Origin of the sequence: Acidovorax sp. 93 (genome assembly GCF_003633835.1) — a bacterium.
Classification (GTDB): Bacteria; Pseudomonadota; Gammaproteobacteria; order Burkholderiales; family Burkholderiaceae_C; genus Acidovorax; species Acidovorax facilis.
On sequence record NZ_RBIT01000001.1, the window covers coordinates 2,443,616 to 2,464,669 of the forward strand.

Here is a 21,054-nt window from a genome sequence, read left to right on the forward strand (position 1 = left end):
GCCTACAGCCAGTACACAATCCGCCGCCGACTCGCGACGTACTGCCAAAAGAAAATCAAACCCAACAGCAAGACCACCCCCACTGCAGCACCCCAGGTCTGCAGGCTGGGGATCTCTCCCATCAGGGGGCTGCGCGTCAGGTCCAGGAAAAGCGCCAATGGATTCAGGCGTACCACCCACTGTGCACGTTCGGTCAGCTGGTCAGGCACCCAGAGCACGGGGGTCACAAAAAAACTGACCTGCATCAGGCTGCCCAGGGCCACCGTCACGTCACGAAATCGGGCCGCAAGGCCCCCCAGAATGGCAACCACAAAACTGGCAGCCAGCAAAGTCAGGGCGGTGGCACCAAGCAGCGCCCCCCACTGCACAGCCCCCAGCCGCCCCGCCCACCACAAGACGGCCAACACAATGACCGCGCTGTGCAGCATCAGGATGGAGCATCGAAACACGGTGCGGAACACAAACGCCATCTTGGGGTAAGGCGTCTGCTTCAAAAACGCGTCCGAGCCGATATAGGTCAAGCAGCCCTCGTTGATCAGCGCACTGAAATACCCGAACAACACATGCCCAGCACAAAAATACGGCAGGTACCACTCGGCCGGGTACTTGAACAGTTGGGCGCCGATCAAGCCAAATGCAACGATGAAAATGGCCGTGTGCAGCGTAATCCAGACAGGCCCCAGAAAGGTCCGCCGATACTGCTTGGCGACATCGTTCCAGCCCATAAAACACCAGAAGCGCCACGCCACCATGGCGCTCCAGATGTCAAGCCCCAACAATTGAACTTGCCTCTGACGCACGGATACGGTGGGATTGGTGGTTGAAGTTGCCATCGCGAGTAGTCAGACCATCGACTCGTAGACGCGCAAGGTTTTTTCTGCGCACGCTTGCCAGGTAAAAGCACGCACGCGATCACGCCCGCGCGCAACCAGTTGGCCCGCCAGTTCTGAGTTCTCGGCAACTCGGCGCATCGCGTCCGCAAGTTCGTCGATGCGCAGAGGATCAATCAGCAAGGCAGCATCCCCCGCAACCTCCGGGATGGAGGTCGTGTTGGACGCCACCACCGGCACCCCCGCCGCAAAGGCTTCCAGAACCGGCAGTCCGAATCCCTCGTGGAGCGACGGGAACACCAAGGCCGTTGCACGCTTGATAACCACCTGAAGATCGGCATCCGGCAAGTGCTGCAGCCAGCGGACATGTTTGAGCGCGCCCCCGGTGAATTGGGCGACAACGTCTTCGCACCCCCAGCCCGGTTTGCCGACCACCACCAACGGAAACTGCCGCTGCAGAGGCTCGGGCAGGCTGGCGTGGGCCAAAAGCAGGCGGCTGATGTTCTTGCGCGGCTGCAGGGTACCGACGCTCACAAAATAGCGGTCTGGCAATGCATGCCGATCCCGCACGGCTTTTTCCACGGACTCATCGACCGGAGCAAACCACTGCGAACCTACACCCAGAGGAATGGCAGTGATCCGCTCTTCGGGCAGGCGGAAGTGCGTAGCGATCTCCTGGCGGGAGTAATTGGAAATCGTGATGACCTGCTGCGCCCAGAACGCAGTACGCCGCCACAATTCGTTTTTCAGGCCCTTGAACCGGTATCGGACCCACTCGGGGTGAGAGAGCGGGATCGCATCAAAAATCGTCGCCACCACCGGCGTTCCACGCAAGCGCGGGACCAGATGGTCGGTGGCATGGATGACATCAATCCCCGAGCAGAGCGCGCGGCGCACCCTGCCAAAGTCCACCCCCGGCAGCGTGGCGGCCAGGGCCTGCCGCGCAAAAGGTCCAAAGGACATCGCAGGTGTCGCGCCCTGCCAGAGGCTCGCCGGAGCATCGAACAGATACGGCTGCAGTTGCGCTGACGGCGGCATGGCAGCCATCAGCTCCCGGGTGTAGGTACCAATGCCATCCACACCACCCTGCTGGACAGTACGTGTCAGCACGCTGACGCCAAAAGCTACCCTCATCGGGCCACCTCACACAGCAGCCAGCAGGGCGCACAGTAGTGGTTCACCATCATCGGGCCCCGGGATAAGTGCGCCGCAAGTCTGCTTCCACCATCATTCGACAGATCTGCTCTACGGAGGTGCGCGCCTCCCAACCCAGTTCGGCCCGGGCCCGGGAGGCGTCGCCCACCAGGATATCCACCTCTGCAGGGCGAAAGAAACCGGGATCCACGCTCGCCACAACGCGCCCCGTCCCCACATCCACGGCCACTTCCGAAGCAGCGGCACCCGCAAACTCCAGGGATATGCCAGTAACCGAGAACGCCATACGCACAAAGTCGCGCACGGTCTGCTGGCGGCCGGTTGCCAGCACGTAGGTACCAGGCCTGTCTGCCTGCATCATCTGCCACATGCCTTCGACGTACTCGGCCGCAAAACCCCAGTCGCGACGCGCATCCAGGTTGCCCAATTCGAGCACCCCCCTTTCGCCATGGGCCATGCGGGCCACCGCATTCGATATCTTGCGTGTCACAAATTCACTTCCCCGAAGGGGGCTTTCATGGTTGAACAGAATGCCGCTGACGGCATACATGCCATAAGCTTCCCGGTAGTTGATGGTCATCCAGTGGGCAAACAGCTTGGACACCGCATAAGGGCTGCGCGGACAAAAGGGGGTGGACTCGCACTGCGGCGTTTGACCCACCCCACCGAACATCTCTGAGGAACTGGCCTGGTAGTAGCGTATGTGGGGGTCCACCAGCCGGACAGCTTCCAGCAGATTCAATGCACCTTGGCCATTGACCAGCGCCGTAGTGGTCGGAGCGTCAAAACTCGCTCCCACAAAGCTCTGTGCCGCCAGGTTGTACAACTCGTCCGGACGGAATTTTTGCAGAAGTGCAATGGCAGAGCCGGGGTCCGTCAGATCAAAATCAACCAGCAGCAAATGGGGATGGCCCACCACGCCCAGTTCGTGAAGGCGCCAGGTATTCACACTGCTGGTGCGTCGATGGGTGCCTATGACCTGGTAACCCTTGTTCAGCAGAAACGCTGCCAGATAGGCGCCATCCTGCCCGGTGACACCCGTAATGATGGCCGTCTTGCCACGTGCAGCGATGATGGGCTCTTTTCTGTAACACAACCTTGCCATACCCGCCCGAGGATCGGAGCGAAGACCGGCGGCTGCAGAGTCTTGGAGTCAACGAGGCTTGCGCGGGCGCATGCCCAGGGCTTCCTTGTTCTTGTTGATCCGATCCTGCTTGCGTTGCTCCATCTTTTCCATGGCTTTACGTTTCGTATATCCCGTGGAATCAGCCCAGGCCCACCATAAGGCCGTGGCACCAAAAGGCGCCAGCACCCACCACCAGGACCAGGCGGCCACGGGTCCAACCTCGAAATACTTCAATGCCAGAAGCAACAGTGAAAGACCCAGCAGGTACATCGCGATCTCCAGAAAAGGCCGAAACCGCCCGGTTGACCCCGGACAAATCCCTGTCAACCCAAGCCACTACAATTCCATTAAAGAACTGTAACTCAACCACAGGAATTCCCACCATGAAGCGTACCCTGATCACCCTTGCCATGACGCTGTCGGTTGCGGCACCCGCCATGGCCGATCTGGCCTTGGCAACCTCGAAGAACTGCATGGCTTGCCACGCTGTGGACAAAAAGCTGGTGGGCCCTTCGTACAAGGATGTGGCTGCCAAATACTCCGGTCAGAAAGATGCTGTGGACAAGCTGGCCGCCAAGATCGTCAAGGGCGGCGCGGGGGTGTGGGGTCCAGTTCCGATGCCTGCCAACGCCCAGGTCAACGATGCAGAAGCCAAGAAGCTGGCTGCGTGGGTGCTGACGCAGAAGTAAATCGCCTCAGCCTCACCCCGGGGGCGGCATAGCCCCTTGGTGAAAGGCCGCGCCACGCACTGTGACGCGGCCTTTATAGTTTCTAGAACCTGTTTTGCTTTTCAGGGCGCTGGCAAATTGCAGGACACAGCAACGAAAAGCTGCGGGCCCCTCTGATCACACCCGAGAAACGACCGGCACCGCCTCCAGCCCGCGCGTTCGCAGCTGGTGCTCAAGCTGCCCCACATACGCTGCGGTGGAGTTGTCGGACTCAGTGGCACGCGCTGCCAGGTGCGCTTCCAATTCGTCCAGCCGCGCCAACACCGTGGCGTGCGCCTGCTGGTGCTGAGCATCCAGAAAAGCCCGCAACTCCGTAAAACGCGAGGCTTCCGCCTTGTCCGCCAGTTCGCGCTGGACCTGCATTTCCTTGGTATGACGTCGCGTCTCCATCAATACCGAACCCTGGAGCGACAAGACATAGACGATAAAAAAGATGCCCAGCAAGCCCGTAAGGCCCAACATGATGAGCCCCAGCGGAGCCTCAAAGACCACAATGCCGAGCGACACCAGGGACGGTGCGGCCAGAGTGGGCCAATTGAGGGCGGCGAGTGCAGCAATGGCTAAAACCGTCACCCAAAGAACGATGGAACGCAGATGCATGAAGACCTCCTGTAGGCAGCGCCCAGGCGAAGATTCGCAAGCGCCATGCGCCGTTGTAACGCATGCACGGGCCGTCACCGACAGCAGGCGGGAGATTTCAGGCGGTGTCCTACAAAGAGAACTAGGGAGGCGCGGAGCCCTAGGGCGCCTCACAAGTGCGGTGGACCAGCGACGGGATTGTGTGGCCACTTCACATCGCTACGCAATGTGAGTGTCCCCAAACCCCGCAAGCGCTGCGCGCTGGCGCCGTTACACGGCACCTTCTGGATCTAGTTGGTCTGCGCCAACTGATCCAGGATTGCGGGGTTTTCCAACGTGCTGGTGTCCTGCGTGATGGCCTCGCCCTTCGCGATGCTGCGCAGCAACCGACGCATGATCTTGCCGCTGCGGGTCTTGGGCAGGTTATCGCCAAAGCGGATGTCCTTGGGCTTGGCGATAGGGCCGATTTCCTTGGCGACCCAGTTGCGCAGTTCGTTGGCAATCTGCTTGGCTTCTTCGCCCGTGGGGCGGGAACGCTTGAGCACCACGAAGGCGCAGATGGCTTCACCGGTCACATCGTCGGGGCGGCCCACCACAGCGGCCTCGGCGACGAGGTCGGTCTTGGAGACCAGGGCCGATTCGATCTCCATCGTGCCCATGCGGTGGCCCGAGACGTTCAGCACGTCATCGATGCGGCCAGTGATGCGGAAGTAGCCCCGATCGGCGCTGCGCACCGCACCATCCCCCGCCAAGTAGTAGCCCTTGAGTTCTTCGGGGAAGTAGCTCTTCTTGAAACGCTCGGGGTCGTTCCAGATGGTGCGGATCATGCTGGGCCAGGGGCGCTTGATGACGAGGATGCCGCCCGAGCCGTTGGGCACGTCGTTGCCCATTTCGTCCACGATGGCAGCGGTAATGCCGGGCAGGGGCAGCGTGCAGCTGCCAGGCACCAGCGGCGTGGCGCCAGGCAGCGGCGTGATGACATGGCCGCCCGTTTCGGTCTGCCAGAAAGTGTCCACGATGGGGCAACGCTCGCCGCCCACGTTCTTGTGGTACCACATCCAGGCTTCGGGGTTGATGGGCTCGCCCACGCTGCCCAGGATGCGCAGGCTCGACAGGTCCGAGCGTGCAGGGTGTACCGCCTCGTCAGCTTCCGCAGCCTTGATGAGCGAACGGATGGCCGTAGGTGCTGTGTAGAAGATGGTGCACTTGTGGCGCTCGATCATCTGCCAGAAGCGGCCGGCATTCGGGAAGGTGGGAATGCCTTCAAAGATGATCTGCGTGGCGCCTGCTGCCAGCGGGCCATAGGCGACGTAGGTGTGGCCCGTGATCCAGCCGATGTCGGCCGTGCACCAGAACACATCGTCGGCGCGCAGGTCGAACGTCCAGTCCATGGTCATCTTGGCCCACAGCAGGTAGCCGCCGGTGCTGTGCTGCACGCCTTTGGGCTTGCCGGTAGAGCCGCTGGTGTAGAGGATGAACAGCGGATGCTCGGCACCCACGGCCACCGGCGCGCATTCGGTGCTTTGTCCTGCCAGTGCTTCGGCAAAGGTCTTGTCGCGCCCGGCCACCATGTTGCAGGCCGTGGCCGTGCGCTGGTAGACAAACACATTGCGGAGGGTGTCGCAGCCGCCCATGGCCAGGGCTTCGTCGATGATAGCCTTGAGCGGCAGCTCTTTGCCACCCCGCATCTGGTAATTGGCGGTGATCACGGCCACGGCACCCGCGTCAATGATGCGCTCGTGCACCGCCTTGGCGCTGAAGCCGCCAAACACCACGCTGTGCGTGGCGCCAATGCGGGCACAGGCCTGCATCGCCACCACGCCTTCGATGGTCATCGGCATATAGATCAGCACCCGGTCGCCCTTGCTCACGCCATGGGCCTTGAGGGCGTTGGCAAACTGGCTCACACGGGCCAGCAACTCTTTGTAGGTGATCTTGGTGACCGTGCCATCGTCGGTCTCAAAGAGGATGGCGGTCTTGTTCTCGGTGGGCGTGCCGATGTGGCGGTCCAGGCAGTTGGCCGAGGCATTGAGTTCGCCGTCGGCAAACCACTGGTAAAACGGTGCGTTGGATTCATCCAGCGTGCGCGTGAACGGCTTGGACCACTGCACGTTCTCGCGCGCCAGGCGCGCCCAGAAGCCTTCGAAGTCCTTGTCGGCTTCGGCACACAGCGCATCGTAGCCCGCCATGCCTGACACGCGGGCGGCTTTGACGATCGCATCGGAGGGAGGGAACACGCGGTTCTCAACCAATACGGACTCGATGGCGGATGTGGGCGCACTCATGGTGTTGTCTCCTGGGTCTGATGGAATTGGAATTGGGCGGTACTGTCGGCCGTGGCACTTACAAGCCACTGACTGGCACGAAGCTTACAGAATAGGCCAACTGCAACCAGGAGGAAGAGCGCTTGCGGATGAGGGGTGTCACGCGGCACCCCTAAAATCGCGCGACCCAAGACCCACCCTTCATTTCATGTCCCTCCCCAAAAAACCCGTCCCCCCGGCGCCCATGCGTCCCCTGCCCTCGCTGATTTTTGCCAGCCGGTGGCTGCAGCTGCCCCTGTACCTGGGCCTGATCCTGGCCCAGGCGGTGTACGTTTTCCACTTCTGGGTGGAGCTGGTGCATCTGATCGAGGCCGCTTTTGGCAACACCACCGCGCTCAAGAGCCTAGTCTCCAGCATTGGCTACAAGAGCGACTTCGAGGTGACCTCGCTCAACGAAACCATCATCATGCTGGTGGTGCTGGCGCTGATCGACGTGGTGATGATCTCGAACCTGCTGATCATGGTGATCGTGGGGGGCTATGAAACCTTCGTCTCGCGCCTGCACTTGGAAGACCACCCCGACCAGCCCGAGTGGCTGAGCCATGTGAACGCCTCGGTACTCAAGGTCAAGCTGGCCACCGCCATCATCGGCATCAGCTCGATCCACCTGCTCAAGACCTTCATCAACGCCGCCAACTACGACATCAAGGTGCTGATGTGGCAGACCATCATTCATGTGGTGTTCCTCCTCAGCGCGTTGGCCATTGCCCTGACAGACCGCCTGATGGCGCATTCCACACCGCCCGCGCGCCACTGACGGCGCCCTCCCCCATCTGCACCCGAAAGAGGCCGCCCATTGCGGCCTCTTTGCTTTTTCTTGAGTGGAAATAGTTCCATCGCTTAACTGGCATTAATTTATAGCTACAAAAAATGTAGCAAATTAGATCGACATCTGCTCCCAAATTTCTCCCCAATCGGGCGGCACAGTGCAGGCCATACCCACTTGCAGGAGAAATCCATGGACCGCAGCACAGCCGCCCAAGCCATCGTCGCCCCCCTCGCCACCGCCACGCAGGCCCCCACCAACCGCCGTTTTGCCCTGAACGCCCTGGGTTCCCTGGGCGTGGCCACCCTGTTCGGCTGCGGGGGCGGAGACACCGAAACTACGGACACGACCGACACCACAGGTACAGGCACCGGAACGGGGACAGGCACGGGTACAGGCACCACAACCACCTGCTCGGTTGTCCCCGAAGAAACCGCAGGCCCCTACCCCGCCGATGGCTCCACGGCCAGCAACAACACCTACAACGTGCTGGCGCTCAGCGGCATCGTGCGATCGGACATCCGCAGCTCCATCGGCTCGTCCACGCAGGTCAGCGGCGTGCCGCTGACGATCACCATCACGCTGACGAACACGAGCGCCAGCTGCGCAGCGCTATCAGGCTACGCCATCTACCTGTGGCACTGCACGCAGGACGGCAACTACTCGGTCTACAGCTCGAACAACATTGCCGACAACTACCTGCGCGGCGTGCAGGCCACGGATGCCAGCGGCACCGTGACCTTCACCACCATCGTGCCCGGCTGTTATGCGGGCCGCATGCCGCACATGCACATGGAGATCTACCCCACACTCGCGTCGGCCAACAATGCGCGCAACAAGGTCAAGACCACGCAGCTGGCCTTCCCCACCGAGCTGCTCAGCAGCATCTACAGCGCCAATTCCGGCTACAGCGCCAGCGTGCGCAACCTGGCTTCCATCACCTTTGCCACCGACAACGTCTTCAGCGATGGCACCACGCTGGAGATGACCTCGATGCAGGCCAACAGCGGCGGCGGGTACTCGGCCAGCATCACGATCTCGATTGCGGCTTGACTGAAAGCCCTCCTTGAGTCGCCTTCGGCGCCATCCCCCGGAGGGGGACGCACCCGGTGGCCCGCCAAAGCCGGTTCTACGGGTGCACTGGCCTGGGCCGCGCCGGTTTCTGGCGGCGAATCCACTCGTTGAACGCTTTTCTCCACCATACCGACGGAAAAAACCATGACTTTGCACTCTCTTCGCCTCCACCTGCTGGCCCGCATGACCCTCGCGACCGTACTGGCAGCCACATCCGCCGCCCCCGTGCTGGCGCAATCGCAGGGCCGGCAAGAGCCGCCCGCTCCGCCGCCCGAAGCCTATGCCGCCTGCAAGGGCAAGACCGAAGGCGCCAGCGTGACGCTGACCATGCCCGACGGCAAATCGCTCGCAGGCACATGCCGCACAATGGGTGGCACCCTGGTGGCCATGCCCGCAGGCGGGCCTGGCGGCCCCGGCGGTGCAGGCGGCCCGCCCCCCGCCCGCTAGACCGTCCTGCAGCCCTATCGATGCCCCACCTGACCCTTCACCGCAAAGCCTTCATCGCCCTGGCAGCCCTGCTGGTGGCCTTGTTGTTGATCTTTGCAGGCTTTTCGCGGCTGGGCTTGCAGCGGGGCCTGGGGCCGTATGTGGCAGAGATCGAACTGGCCCGCATGGACTGGCTGGCCGAGCGCCTGCAGGCCCACCACACGCAGACGGGCGGTTGGGAGACCCTGCGCAACCAGCCCCGCCTCTGGGGCCAGCTCAGCCACCCTGGCAGCGGCCTGCGCCGATCAAACACCCAAGGCGCAGAAGGCCCCCCCCCCACCGACCGAAGCGGTTCGCCCGGCATGCCCCCCGAACTGGCGAACGGCAACCCGGCAGCGGACCGCAGCAAGCAGCAGCCCCCACCACCGCCCCCCGATGGCGGCCCGCCCCCGGGCGAGCGCGGCGCGGGTGGCCCACAACGTCACCCCGACGACCTGTTCCCCCGCCTGGGTCTGGTGGACGCACAGCAACACCTGGTGGCTGGCACGGCGCCCCAGCCGGGTGGCGCGCGCCTGGCCCTGACCGGCGCCGACGGCAAGACCATCGGCCAGCTGGTGCTGGCACCTCCACAGGGTGTGCGCAGCGAAGCCGACCAGGCCTTTCTGGCGCAACACCTGGGCTTTGTGGCATGGACAGGCCTGGCCGGGCTGGCACTGGCACTGCTGCTGTCGGGCTGGCTGGCACGGCGCTGGCTGGCCCCCGTCGAGGCCCTGGCCAACGGCGCACGCGGCATTGCGCAGGGCCACCTGCACACCCGCGTGCCCGTGCACGGCAACGACGAACTGGCCCAGCTGGCCCGCACCTTCAACACCATGGCCGAACAACTGAGCAGCATTGAGGCCAGCCGCCGCCAGTGGCTGGGCGACGTAGCCCACGAGCTGCGCACCCCCCTGGCCGCCATGCGCGCCGAAATCGAGGCCGTGCAGGACGGCATCCGCCCGTTTGACGACAAGACCGCGCTGCGCCTGCACCGGCAGGTGATGCGCCTGATCCAGCTGGTGGGCGACCTGCGCGCCAGCCTGGACGCGGCGGGCACCAGTGCGCCCTCGGCCCAGGTGCCCGTGCGCCCGCTATCGCTGCTGAACGAGGCGCTCGCATCCATGCGCCCGCGCTTGGCGCAGGCGGGCATCGACGTGGACACCACCGGCCTGGACGCCCTGACCGCGCAGGTTCCGGCGCAGCCTGCACCCCTGGTGCGGGGCGATGCGCAGCAACTGCACCAGGTGTTCTTGAACTTGCTGGAAAACAGCCTGCGTTACACCGACGCGGGCGGCCTGCTGCGCCTCTCGGCACGCCTGTTGCCACCGGCCGATGGGGCCGCCCAACTGCAGGTGCAGCTGGACGACAGCGCGCCCGGCGTGCCCGCGCACGAGCTGCCACGCATCTTTGACCGCCTGTACCGCGCGGAAACCTCGCGCAACCGCGACCATGGCGGCTCTGGCCTGGGCCTGGCGATCTGCCGCGCCATCGTGCTCGCGCACGGCGGCACGCTGACGGCCGACACCTCACCCCTGGGCGGCCTGCGCATCACGCTGCAACTGCCATTGCTGGACAACCCCTCATGAGCCACCGCATCCTCGTCATCGAAGACGAACCCGACATCGCCGCCATCGTGGTGGACTACCTGCGCCACGCAGGCTACACCGTAGAACACCAGGCCGAGGGCCGCGCGGCGCTCGCCAGCATGCTGGCCGCGCCGCCGGACCTCACGCTGCTGGACATCATGCTGCCCGGGCTGGATGGGCTTGAAATCCTGCGCCAGGCGCGCCGCCACACCCAGCACCCCATCATCATGCTGACCGCCCGCGTCGAAGAGGTAGACCGCCTCATCGGCCTGGAGCTGGGCGCGGACGACTACATCTGCAAGCCGTTTTCGCCGCGCGAGGTGGTGGCCCGTGTCAAGGCCGTGCTGCGCCGCACCGCCGCCGCGCAGGAGCTACAGGCAGCCACCACTACGGTGGCAGCGCTGATGCTGGACGAATCGCACTGGCAGGCCACGTTGCACGGTACGCCACTGGGTCTGACGCGGCGCGAGTTCCGCCTGCTGCAAGTGCTGGCACGCCAGCAGGGGCGCATCTTCTCGCGCGCGCAGCTTCTGGACCAGGCCTATGAAGACACCCTCGATGTGAACGAGCGCGCGATCGACAGCCATATCAAGAATCTGCGCAAAAAACTCAAGACCGCCAGCGCGGATGGCAGCGACTGGATTCGTTCGGTGTACGGCGTGGGTTTTGCGCTGGACCCGACGGCGGCCGAGTGAGCCTGGCCCGATGGGCAGATTGCTACATTTTTAATAGCTGTTGATGCTTATCCAATATGAGCAAGGGCCATTTTTAACCACGAGACAGTGGTGTGGCGGGCCGCCTATTCGGCCCCTGTCTCACCCCAACGCACGCAGCGCACCTACACCACCTCCTCCCGGGCACGGGTGTGATCGGGGCCACACCCTGGCCACTTTTACCTGTTCGCCCCGATGCCCGCCCTGCCCCCATCGCCCCGCGCACCAGCACCACCCCGGCCCACCAGCCGCCCCCAGAAGCTCCCCGGAGGCCTGGTGTACGTCACACCCGCCATGCCCGGCCTTACCCGCGTGCGCAGCGGTGCCAAGGCTTTCCGCTACCGTTTGCCCGATGGCCAGTGGCTGCAAGACCCGGACGAGGTCGCCCGCATCAAACGCCTGGCTATCCCACCGGCTTATACCGACGTGTGGATTTGCCCCCTGCCCCACGGGCACCTGCAGGCCACGGGGCTGGACGCGCGCGGACGGCGCCAATACCGTTACCACCCGCAGTGGCGCGCGCAGCGCGACGAGGGCAAGTTCGAACACATGCAGGCGTTTGGCCGCGTGCTCCCGCGCCTGCGCAGCCGCGTGGCGCGCGACCTTGCAGCGCACCGCAACGGCCAGCCTCTGACTCGCACGCTGGTGCTGGCCACGCTGGTGCGCCTGCTGGACATCACCTACCTGCGCGTGGGCAATGAGGAATACGCCGCCACCAACCGCTCGTATGGCCTGACCACGCTGCGCACGCGGCATGTGCAACTGAAAGGCAGTCAGCTCAAGCTGCGATTTCGCGGCAAGAGCGGCGTGTTGCAAGAGGTCGAGCTGGACGACCCGCGCGTGGCCCGCGTGGTGCGACGCTGCCAACAACTGCCGGGGCAGGAACTCTTTCAATACGAGGACGAAGACGGTAGTTTGCGCACCGTAGGCTCGGGCGACGTGAACGACTATCTGCGCGAGATCACGCACGGCGCGGCAGACTCAGAAGGTGATCATTTCACTGCCAAGGACTTTCGCACCTGGCACGGCACCACGCAGGCGCTGGAGCTGACGCGCCTGGCCTGTACGCAATCAGTAACCCCCACAGCCGCCGATAAAAACGCGCGCTACAACGCCAAGGCCATTCTGGCCGAGGTGGCGCGCCAGCTGGGCAACACGCCCGCCGTGTGCAAGAAGTCGTACGTGCACCCGGCTGTGCTGGAGCTGGGCACACGATTGGCATCTGACGCGGGGCCCGGCCTGCAGGCGGTGTGGAATCACATTGGCGGTACCACATCGCCACGGGGCTTGAGCGCGGCGGAGCGCCGATTGCTGGCGTTTCTGCGCAAGCCGCAAAAGCTGCACAAGGCGCGCCCCACCACCAAAGCGTAAGCATGGTGCCGCTGGGGTGTCGCACAAGTGCCGTGCAGGGCCATCGCAGTGAGCGCTGTCTCGCTAAACTGGCATGCTGCGCCTTGTCACCGTCTTTCAGCCCGGCCCCGCGTACAGGCCGGCCCCCCAACTCCAGCCTGCCGCCATGCCCACCGCCACCATTGCCTTGCCAGAGTCCGCCCATTCCCTGGCCGACCACCACCTGCAGCGCCCGTTCCTCAGCCAGACGGAGCGTGAAGCCATCAACCGGGGCCGTTGGTTCGCGGCACTTACGCCGTCGCTGCGGCATGACATCTTCCGGCTGGGCCGCATCACGCGCTACACACACGGCCAGATGATCGTGGAGCAGGGTGATCTGGCGCAGGACTGGTTTGCCTGTGCCAGTGGTGCCATCCGGTTTCGGCGCACCACGCCGTCGGGCAAGCAGGTGACGCTGGCCTATGTGGAGCCCGGCATCTGGGTGGGCGAGGCCGAGGTGCTGCACCGGGGGCCCAACACCTACGACGCGCACGCCCACGGCCCCACCACGGTGCTGAGCGTGGCCGAGGGCGTGTTCCGCCAGTTGCTGCGCGAACACCCCGAGTTCGGCGAGGCCCTGCTCACGCTGCAGGCGCGCCGCATGCGCTACCTGTACTGGATGATGGAAGACATGGCCACCCTGCCCCTGCGCGCGCGGCTGGCCAAGCAGCTGCTGCACGTGCTGCGACGTTTTGGCGAGCGTGCGGCCGTGCCCGGCCAGCGCGGGGCCATCGGGCTGGCACTGGTGCAGGACGAGCTGGCACAACTGCTGGGCGGCTCACGCCAGCGCATCAATGTGGAGCTCAAGTGGATGGAGCGCGAAGGCATCATCGGCATCCACCAGCGCAGCATCGTCGTCTACCAGCAAGACCAACTCGAAGCGCTGGCGCAGCAGGAATAGCGCGCCGCCTTGCGACCAGCCAATCAAAAACAATAGCACCTTACGCTTATTGGACAAGCGCTGGCGGTCATTTTTTCTTGAACTTTTGACCCACACCACACCGCGCTGACCCTCAGCGCCCCACCATATTGCCCGGCACCACCCACTGGTCGAACTGCTCGCCCGTCACATGGCCCGAGGCCACGGCCGCTTCGCGCAGGCTGGTGCCTTCCTTGTGCGCCTTCTTGGCGATGAAAGCGGCCTTGTCGTAGCCGATGTGGGTGTTGAGCGCGGTCACCAGCATCAGCGAGCGATCCACCAGTTCGGTAATGCGCTCGCGGTTGGGCTCGATACCCACGGCGCACTGGTCGTTGAAGCTCACCATCCCGTCGGCCAGCAGGCGCACGCTCTGCAGAAAGTTGTGGGCCACCATGGGGCGGAAGACATTGAGCTCGAAGTTGCCCGAGGCGCCGCCGAAGTTGATGGCCACGTCGTTGCCGAACACCTGGGCGGCCAGCATCGTCACCGCCTCGCTCTGGGTGGGATTGACCTTGCCGGGCATGATCGAGGAGCCGGGTTCGTTCTCGGGGATGCTGAGTTCACCAATGCCGCTGCGCGGGCCGCTGGCGAGCCAGCGCACGTCGTTGGCGATCTTCATCATGCTGGCGGCGAGGGTCTTGAGCGCGCCGTGGGCAAACACCAGGCCATCCACCGAGGCCAGGGCCTCGAACTTGTTAGGCGCGGTGACGAAGGGCAGACCCGTCAGGCGCGCCAGCTCGGCGGCGGCCTGCTCGGCATAGCCCTTGGGCGCGTTCAGCCCCGTACCTACGGCGGTGCCGCCCAGCGCCAGCTCGTACAGGTGGGGCAGCGCCGCGCGCACATGGCGCTCGCCATGGTCGAGCTGGGCCACGTAGCCCGAGAACTCCTGGCCCAGCGTGAGCGGGGTGGCGTCCTGCAGATGGGTGCGGCCGATCTTGACGATGCCGTCGAAGTCCTGCGCCTTCTTCGCCAGCGTGGCGCGCAGCTTGGCAATGGCGGGCAGCAGGCGGTGCGTGAGGGCTTCCACGGCGGCCACGTGCATGGCGGTGGGGAACACGTCGTTGCTCGACTGGCTGCGGTTTACGTCATCGTTGGGGTGCACCAGGCGGCCTTCGCCGCGCTCGCCACCCAGGAGTTCGCTGGCGCGGTTGGCCAGCACTTCATTGACGTTCATGTTGGTCTGCGTGCCCGAGCCCGTCTGCCAGACCACCAGCGGAAACTCACCGGGATGTTTGCCAGCAATCACCTCGTCAGCAGCGACCACGATGGCCTCGGTCTTCTTCGCGTCCTGCAGGCCCAGCGCCTGGTTGACAACGGCCGAGGCGCGCTTGACCTGGGCCAGCGCCTTGATGATCTCGCGCGGCTGCTGCTCGCCAGAGATGTCGAAGTTCTGCAGCGAGCGCTGCGTCTGCGCGCCCCAGAGTTTGTCGGCCGGGACTTCGATGGGGCCAAAGGTGTCGCGTTCGGTGCGGGTGGTCATGGACAGCGGTTCTCCAAGTGAAACAACAGGTGCGACCTGGCAACGGGGCCGCTCCCGGCAGAATAATGCAAAAAATAACCATTCTCATTTAATGCCCTGCACTGCTGGTGCGCAAGCATGCGCTCGTCAGTGTGTGGCAAGCCCCGCTGGAGAGCGCAAAAAGCGGTGCCGTCATCACTGCCGGTGGGGGCGTCGCTTCGGCCCGCTGTGAGGTCTTGACAAGGCCCCACACCTTCTCGCGCTCAATCGTCGGCTTGTTCTTACACCGCACGGGCGCCAGTGGGCACACCATGGCGGTGCAGCAACTTTCCTCGCCGCGAATCCACGGAGACCACCATGGCCAAAAGCAGCCTGCTTGGCATCGATGCCGACAACCTTTCTCCCCTTCACAGCGCCAAGGGCAACGACAGCCTGGGCCCCAGCGACGCGTCCGACTCGGGCAGCGACAGCACCGGGCTGTATGGCACCGACCCCGACAACGACACCGACCGTTACGGCACCGGCGAACGCGCGAGCGTGGAGCCCGAACTGCAACTGGAGTCGCGCGACATCCTGCCCGACCATCTGGAGTCGATGGACACCGACGACGACACCACTGAAAACGGCGATGTGCGGGCGGGGGCCGACCAGTATCCGGACGATGACCCGGCGGACGACCCGGAGCTGGATCCGGACTCCGGCGAGGGTGCCGAAGCGTAAAAAGCACGGCGGGGCCTCCAGCCAGTCTGCTGTTGGGGCTGCTGAGCTTTGAGAGGCGGGCCAGACTGAGATAGTCGCGTTGTCCACAGGTAGTCTGCGCCAAGGCCGCGCCAGCGCCGTGTCAGCACGGGGGTGGGATAATTGCGGGCTGCGTGCCCCGGCATGCGTTCGTTCCCGCCTCACGACAGAACCACGATGACCACCACAATCCAATACGACGACCTCGTCGAGTCCATTGCTGCCGCGCTGCAGTACATCAGCTACTACCACCCCACCGACTACATCGCCCACCTGGCCCGTGCCTACGAGCGCGAGCAGAGCCCGGCAGCCAAGGACGCGATAGCCCAGATCCTGACCAACAGCAAGATGAGCGCCACCGGCCAGCGCCCCATCTGCCAGGACACCGGCATCGTCAACGTGTTCCTGAAAGTGGGCATGGACGTGCGCTGGGAAGGCTTCACGGGCAGCCTGGACGACGCCATCAACGAAGGCGTGCGCCGGGGCTACAACCACCCCGACAACACGCTGCGCGCCTCGGTCGTGGCCGACCCGCAGTTCGCCCGCAAGAACACCAAGGACAACACCCCTGCCGTGATCTTCACCGAGATCGTGCCCGGCAACACCGTGGACATCACCGTGGCAGCCAAGGGCGGCGGCTCGGAGAACAAGTCCAAGATGTACATGCTCAACCCCGGCGACAACGTGGTGGACTGGGTGCTCAAGACCGTACCCACCATGGGCGCTGGCTGGTGCCCGCCCGGCATGCTGGGCATCGGCATTGGCGGTACGGCCGAAAAGGCCGTGCTCATGGCCAAGGAAAGCCTGATGGACGACCTGGACATGTATGAACTGCAGGCCAAGGCCGAAGCCGCCAAGACCGGCGGCCCCGCGCTCGACAAGGTCGAAGAGCTGCGCCTGGAGCTGTTTGAAAAGGTCAACGCCCTGGGCATCGGCGCCCAAGGGCTGGGCGGCCTGACCACGGTGCTGGACGTCAAGATCAAGATGTACCCCACGCACGCGGCCAGCAAGCCGATTGCGATGATCCCCAACTGCGCAGCCACGCGCCACGCGCACTTCGTGATGGACGGCTCGGGTCCCGTGTACCTCACGCCCCCGAGCCTGGACCTGTGGCCCAACGTGAACTGGGCGCCCGACTACAACAAGAGCAAGAAGGTCAACCTCGACACGCTGACCAAGGAAGAAGTCGCCAGCTGGAAGCCCGGCGACACGCTGCTGCTCAACGGCAGGATGCTGACGGGCCGCGATGCCGCACACAAGCGCATCCAGGACATGCTGGCCAAGGGCGAGAAGCTGCCCGTGGACTTCACCAACCGCGTCATCTACTACGTGGGCCCGGTGGACCCCGTGAAGGGCGAAGCCGTCGGCCCTGCAGGCCCCACCACCGCCACGCGCATGGACGGCTTCACCGAGATGATGCTGGCCCAGACGGGCCTGATCGCCATGGTGGGCAAGGCCGAGCGCGGCCCGGTCGCCATCGAGGCCATCAAGAAGCACCAAAGCGCCTACCTCATGGCCGTGGGCGGCGCCGCCTACCTGGTCTCCAAGGCCATCAAGACCGCCAAGGTCGTGGGCTTTGAAGACCTGGGCATGGAAGCGATCTACGAATTCGACGTGGTGGACATGCCCGTGACCGTGGCCGTGGACGCCGGTGGCACCAGCGCCCACATCACGGGCCCGGCCGAGTGGCAAAAGCGCATCGCCTCGGGCGAGTTCAAGGGCATCGGGGTCGCCGCGGCCTGAGGCCCACTCGGCGTCGCCCTGGCGGCAGACTCGACGCTGGTACCAGGGCAATCGCTCTCCCAACCGCCTTCGGGCGGTTTTTTCTTGGGACTCGCCCACTCCGGCACGAAGGCTGCGCCTTTCCTACAATCCACGCTTTCCTCCAACTGCCAGAGCTTGGTTCCTCGATGCCGCAGGCCTCTTCTCCCATCGGTGTTTTTGACAGTGGCGTCGGTGGGCTGAGCGTGCTGCGCGCCCTGCTGGCCGCCATGCCCCACGAACGTTTCGTGTACCTGGCAGACAGCGCCAACGCCCCCTATGGCGAGCGCGGCGATGCCTTTGTGGCCGCCCGCACCCACGCCATCACCGAGTACCTGCGCGAGCAGCACCACATCAAGGCGCTGGTGGTAGCCTGCAATACCGCCACGGCAGCGGCCATCCACGAAGTGCGCAGCAGCCACCCGGAATTACCCCTCGTGGGCCTGGAGCCCGCCATCAAGCCCGCCCTCGCGGTGACAAAGACAGGCCACGTGGGCGTGATCGGCACCCGGGGCACGCTGACCAGTGCGAAGTTCGGCAAGCTCATGGCCTCGCTGGCTGATCAGGCGCATTTTGTGGTGCAACCCTGTGACGGCCTGGCCCATGCCATCGAGCGCAGTGTGGCGCTGCCAGTGGCCGACCAAGGCAGCCCCGCCCATGCCACGGAGACCGGGGCGCTGTGCGCGCGTTATGTCCAAGCCATGGGTAGTTTTGGCACCGCCCCGGGGCAGATGGACACGCTGGTTCTGGGCTGCACGCACTACATCTTTGTGGCGCACGAGCTGCGCGCACTGGTCGGGCCGGGCGTGCAGTTCATCGAGACGGGTGAGCCCGTCGCCCGCCAGACGCGGCGCTTGCTGGAGACTGCGGGGCTAAAGGCCGCGCCCGATGGTGCCGTGGCCACGGATGCACCACGCACCCGCCTGTTGACCACCGGGCCGGTGGCCATGCTTCAGGCGGCTGCAGAGCGCTGGCTGGGTTTGCCAGCAGACTGCTGTGAAACGGTGTCTGTGCCTTGACCAACCGCTGTGTTAGGGCCTGGCGCTTTGCCAGCAAGCGCAAATTGCAAAGTGCCATCAACAAAGTGGTGTTCAACTTTTCTTCTACCCAGAACTAGTTTCAGCAGCAGCGCTCCACAGCCGTTCACCCGCATGCTCCACATGGGTGAGGTACAGGCGCAGGTCGAACTCGTATTGGTGGTACTGCGGCTCCATGTGGGTACACAGTTGGTAAAAAGCCTTGCCGTGGTCCTTCTCACGCAGATGGGCCAGCTCGTGGACCACAATCATGCGCAGAAACTCGTCGGGTGCCTGTTTGAACATCGACGCAATGCGGATCTCATGCTTGGCCGCCAGCCGGTTGCCCTGCACGCGCGAGACCGCCGTGTGCAACCCCAAGGCATGGCGCACCACGTGGATCTTGTTGTCAAAAAGGACCTTGTTGACCGTGCCCGCATTGCGCAGGTACCGCGCCTTGAGTTCCTGCGCGTAGTCATACAGCGCCTTGTCGCTGCGCACCGCATGGGCCTGGGGATACTTGCGCTGCAACATGCCCCCCAGCCGCCCCTGCGCAAGCAGATCACGCGCCTGGTCCTGCAAAGACACCGGATAGGAACGCAGATACGGTAGATCAGAGGTCATGGAAAGCACGACAGTTCGAAGAGATCACAGAACTGCGCAGGACCGCATTGAATACAACGCACACGGGCACAAGTCATTGCCACAGCCTGCCGATCAACTTTCGTCACCAGCACATGCAAGGCAACCCCACACGGGGACACCAGTGTGAAGTTGAATGAAAGAATCAGTGCAGGTGGCGCGGACGGCGACCACCACCGCCACCATGACCACTGCCGGAGCCGCCCCCACCAGGGCCACGCGGCGGTTTTCCGATCTCCAGCGAGTTCACCAGTGCATCAAAGCGCTGGCTGAACAGTTTGTCGATCTCGGACACCACGCCGCCCAGTTCGGCACCATCAAAGTGGCGCTCCATCATGTTGACAACGTCCTGCACCAGCAAATCACGCTGCACCTGCATGATGGCGGCGGGCGTGGGGCCGACAAACAGCATGACGAAATCGTCGCGCGACTCCGCACCCTGCTCTTCCTCGTCCTCGTCGAAATCTGCGTCGTAGAACGTGACTTCGATGGCAGCACCTTGCTCGGCAAGCTCATTGAGGCTCATGCACATTTCGTCCAGAACTTGGCGAAAGTCTTCATCCCCCCGCACCGTCCAGCACATCTGCAGCAAGTGTTCCTGCGCGTCGTATTTGATGCCGGGCTCTTCTTCGTAGGCGCTGGCTGCGCCATCAGCCAGCGAGCGGGCTCCGGCGTACTTCCACAAGGGTTTGAGCGCCTCCTGGAGTTGGTCAAAGCTCACATCAGCGCGCAGCTGGACTTGTCCGTGGACGTGGATTTCGAAGGGAGCGTTGTAACTTGACATGATTGAATCCTAGAGCCTGTTCAATGTCCTTTTGGAGTCGCACAAGTACCTTACCGGGATGGGCTGCTAGGCGCGGTGCGCAGTTGATAGCCGGCTATCAACAAGCGCCGCAACGCCGCAGACCGCCCGGCAAGGCACTTGCCCAAAGGGTTGGAGTGAAATCGGGCGACTGGACGCCCCGGCTGCTTGCATGGGCATGAGCCCATACTGCGCAGCCGGCGCATCCACTCATCCCGATTGCACTCCAATGCGATCTCCAAAAGGACATTGAACAGGCTCTTCGTGGTGCCCCGAGCCGGGGTCGAACCGGCACGCCCCTTTTCAGGAAAGCGGCGGATTTTAAGTCCGCAGTGTCTACCAATTTCACCATCGGGGCGCCGGCTGCCCAACGCACTCCTGCGCCGCAGCGTAACCCGGGCAGCGCATGCGCGCAATGCCCTGTCGTATCTCTGGTCACAGGGCCGACGCCCCGCCGAGCCGCCCGCCTTGCACCACCAAGAAAAAAGGGAAGCCGAAGCTTCCCTTACAAATATGGAGCGGGAAAAGAGTCTCGAACTCTCGACCTCAACCTTGGCAAGGTTGCGCTCTACCAACTGAGCTATTCCCGCATTTGCTTACTGCGCCCGACGTTTCCATCAGAGCCAATCAGCAAGCCTCAAATTATATCGCTATTTTTTGGCTCTATTCGATTGCAAACCAAAAAATCAACCAATCACCATCCATCCTTCAACAGTCATCTTGATTACGACGATCACAGAAGATCTTCAGACATCAAGACACAGACCGTATCTGGAGGCGCGGTCCGGAGTCGAACCGGACTAACCGGATTTGCAATCCGGGGCATAACCGCTTTGCTACCGCGCCAGAAATTCACATTTCTCTGACAAAAAAGGGAAGCATTTGCTTCCCTTTTTGTGGAAATTGGAGCGGGAAAAGAGTCTCGAACTCTCGACCTCAACCTTGGCAAGGTTGCGCTCTACCAACTGAGCTATTCCCGCAT

20 protein-coding genes and 4 tRNA genes are annotated in these 21,054 nt (G+C 63.7%); 11 read left to right on the forward strand and 13 right to left on the reverse strand.

The features are described from left to right. Positions 1–2 precede the first annotated feature (2 nt). From C8C93_RS11125 to C8C93_RS11140, 4 genes are read right to left on the reverse strand one after another with little or no spacing between them, the layout of a single operon-like run. Positions 3–800, reverse strand: a complete 798-nt coding sequence (locus C8C93_RS11125; protein WP_158603267.1) for an ABC transporter permease — start codon at positions 798–800, stop codon at positions 3–5. A 42-nt stretch (positions 801–842) separates the two neighbouring features. Next, entirely contained in the window at positions 843–1,964 is a 1,122-nt protein-coding gene (locus tag C8C93_RS11130; RefSeq protein WP_121506938.1) for a glycosyltransferase family 1 protein, read from the reverse strand. A 49-nt stretch (positions 1,965–2,013) separates the two neighbouring features. Then, positions 2,014–3,090 carry a GDP-mannose 4,6-dehydratase gene (gene gmd / locus C8C93_RS11135; RefSeq protein WP_121506939.1) on the reverse strand — a complete coding sequence of 359 codons (1,077 nt, stop codon included), beginning with the start codon at positions 3,088–3,090 and terminating at the stop codon, positions 2,014–2,016. Between the two features lie 48 nt (positions 3,091–3,138). Beyond that, positions 3,139–3,381 (reverse strand): TIGR04438 family Trp-rich protein, encoded by a 243-nt coding sequence (locus C8C93_RS11140; RefSeq protein ID WP_055400492.1) that lies wholly within the window; start codon positions 3,379–3,381, stop codon positions 3,139–3,141. A gap of 113 nt (positions 3,382–3,494) precedes the next feature. On the opposite strand from C8C93_RS11140, the gene C8C93_RS11145 reads away from it, so the two are divergent. After that, positions 3,495–3,800 carry a c-type cytochrome gene (locus C8C93_RS11145; protein ID WP_055400490.1) on the forward strand — a complete coding sequence of 102 codons (306 nt, stop codon included), beginning with the start codon at positions 3,495–3,497 and terminating at the stop codon, positions 3,798–3,800. 156 nt (positions 3,801–3,956) lie between these two features. Here C8C93_RS11145 and C8C93_RS11150 read toward each other — a convergent pair whose 3' ends face one another. Next, positions 3,957–4,439 carry a LapA family protein gene (locus C8C93_RS11150; RefSeq protein WP_121506940.1) on the reverse strand — a complete coding sequence of 161 codons (483 nt, stop codon included), beginning with the start codon at positions 4,437–4,439 and terminating at the stop codon, positions 3,957–3,959. 269 nt (positions 4,440–4,708) lie between these two features. Then, a complete protein-coding gene (acs, locus tag C8C93_RS11155; protein ID WP_121506941.1) occupies positions 4,709–6,703 on the reverse strand; it encodes an acetate--CoA ligase in 1,995 nt (664 codons plus the stop codon). A 187-nt stretch (positions 6,704–6,890) separates the two neighbouring features. Here acs and C8C93_RS11160 point away from each other — a divergent pair, with 187 nt between their 5' ends. From C8C93_RS11160 to C8C93_RS11190, 7 genes are all read left to right on the forward strand, one after another. After that, the gene (locus tag C8C93_RS11160) at positions 6,891–7,499 is read left to right on the forward strand and encodes a TIGR00645 family protein (RefSeq protein WP_055400484.1); all 609 of its coding nucleotides are present in this window, start codon (positions 6,891–6,893) and stop codon (positions 7,497–7,499) included. A gap of 201 nt (positions 7,500–7,700) precedes the next feature. Next, a complete protein-coding gene (locus C8C93_RS11165; protein ID WP_121506942.1) occupies positions 7,701–8,561 on the forward strand; it encodes an intradiol ring-cleavage dioxygenase in 861 nt (286 codons plus the stop codon). Between the two features lie 165 nt (positions 8,562–8,726). After that, positions 8,727–9,029 carry a hypothetical protein gene (locus C8C93_RS11170; RefSeq protein ID WP_233559342.1) on the forward strand — a complete coding sequence of 101 codons (303 nt, stop codon included), beginning with the start codon at positions 8,727–8,729 and terminating at the stop codon, positions 9,027–9,029. A 20-nt stretch (positions 9,030–9,049) separates the two neighbouring features. Continuing rightward, positions 9,050–10,633: an ATP-binding protein gene (locus tag C8C93_RS11175; RefSeq protein ID WP_121506943.1), complete on the forward strand. Its 1,584-nt coding sequence runs from the start codon at positions 9,050–9,052 to the stop codon at positions 10,631–10,633. After that, complete coding sequence (locus C8C93_RS11180; protein WP_121506944.1) at positions 10,630–11,328, forward strand: response regulator; 699 nt, start codon at positions 10,630–10,632, stop codon at positions 11,326–11,328. Before C8C93_RS11175 ends, C8C93_RS11180 begins: the two co-directional genes overlap by 4 nt. A 213-nt stretch (positions 11,329–11,541) precedes the next feature. Then, a complete protein-coding gene (locus C8C93_RS11185; protein WP_121506945.1) occupies positions 11,542–12,717 on the forward strand; it encodes a DNA topoisomerase IB in 1,176 nt (391 codons plus the stop codon). Positions 12,718–12,862: 145 nt separating this feature from the next. Continuing rightward, on the forward strand, positions 12,863–13,636 hold the full coding sequence (locus C8C93_RS11190) for a Crp/Fnr family transcriptional regulator (protein ID WP_121508750.1): 774 nt from the start codon (positions 12,863–12,865) through the stop codon (positions 13,634–13,636). A gap of 112 nt (positions 13,637–13,748) precedes the next feature. On the opposite strand, the gene fumC is transcribed toward C8C93_RS11190, so the two are convergent. Further along, positions 13,749–15,134, reverse strand: coding sequence for a class II fumarate hydratase (gene fumC, locus C8C93_RS11195; protein ID WP_121506946.1), 1,386 nt, complete (start codon positions 15,132–15,134; stop codon positions 13,749–13,751). A gap of 336 nt (positions 15,135–15,470) precedes the next feature. On the opposite strand from fumC, the gene C8C93_RS11200 reads away from it, so the two are divergent. From C8C93_RS11200 to murI, 3 genes are all read left to right on the forward strand, one after another. Next, the gene (locus tag C8C93_RS11200) at positions 15,471–15,833 is read left to right on the forward strand and encodes a hypothetical protein (RefSeq protein WP_121506947.1); all 363 of its coding nucleotides are present in this window, start codon (positions 15,471–15,473) and stop codon (positions 15,831–15,833) included. Positions 15,834–16,028: 195 nt separating this feature from the next. Further along, positions 16,029–17,594 carry a fumarate hydratase gene (locus C8C93_RS11205; protein WP_121506948.1) on the forward strand — a complete coding sequence of 522 codons (1,566 nt, stop codon included), beginning with the start codon at positions 16,029–16,031 and terminating at the stop codon, positions 17,592–17,594. A gap of 167 nt (positions 17,595–17,761) precedes the next feature. Then, positions 17,762–18,631: a glutamate racemase gene (murI, locus tag C8C93_RS11210; protein ID WP_121419599.1), complete on the forward strand. Its 870-nt coding sequence runs from the start codon at positions 17,762–17,764 to the stop codon at positions 18,629–18,631. Between the two features lie 84 nt (positions 18,632–18,715). Here the strand turns inward: murI and C8C93_RS11215 are convergent, their stop codons facing one another. From C8C93_RS11215 to C8C93_RS11240, 6 genes are all read right to left on the reverse strand, one after another. Next, on the reverse strand, positions 18,716–19,252 hold the full coding sequence (locus C8C93_RS11215; protein WP_055399527.1) for a M48 family metallopeptidase: 537 nt from the start codon (positions 19,250–19,252) through the stop codon (positions 18,716–18,718). Between the two features lie 163 nt (positions 19,253–19,415). After that, entirely contained in the window at positions 19,416–20,054 is a 639-nt protein-coding gene (locus tag C8C93_RS11220; RefSeq protein ID WP_121506949.1) for a DUF6806 family protein, read from the reverse strand. 283 nt (positions 20,055–20,337) lie between these two features. Further along, positions 20,338–20,430 (reverse strand) — tRNA-Leu (locus C8C93_RS11225). Positions 20,431–20,586: 156 nt separating this feature from the next. Continuing rightward, positions 20,587–20,662, reverse strand: a tRNA-Gly gene (locus tag C8C93_RS11230). 182 nt (positions 20,663–20,844) lie between these two features. Next, a tRNA-Cys gene (locus tag C8C93_RS11235) sits at positions 20,845–20,918 on the reverse strand. A gap of 58 nt (positions 20,919–20,976) precedes the next feature. Beyond that, positions 20,977–21,052: transfer RNA gene (locus tag C8C93_RS11240), tRNA-Gly, on the reverse strand. Positions 21,053–21,054: the final 2 nt, after the last annotated feature.